Here is a 266-nt window from a genome sequence, read left to right on the forward strand (position 1 = left end):
CTCTTTCTCTTCTTTGCATGTTTATCTCTATTAAATGGTGACGATTTCGCTATTTTCATCCAATATAAAGATACATTAAAGTTAGTAAGTATCGGTAAAAACGATATGTATAGTATTGAACAGCTTGAAGCGTTTGTGCTGACAGTTAACACAGGGTCTTTTTCATCGGCGGCTAGAAGCCTTAATAAAGCCCAGTCGGTTGTCAGTCAGCATGTGATAAACCTTGAAATAGACTGCAATAGCGAGCTATTTGATCGAAGCGGACG

At 38.3% G+C, this 266-nt stretch carries 1 protein-coding gene; it reads left to right on the plus strand.

Annotated features, from left to right (window positions below; all coding sequences use genetic code 11):
• On the plus strand, positions 1-266 hold a 266-nt coding region (locus AAEY88_RS13945; RefSeq protein ID WP_407074468.1), incomplete at both ends, for a LysR family transcriptional regulator.

Source organism: Psychrobacter sp. CAL346-MNA-CIBAN-0220 (genome assembly GCF_040309805.1).
GTDB lineage: Bacteria > Pseudomonadota > Gammaproteobacteria > Pseudomonadales > Moraxellaceae > Psychrobacter.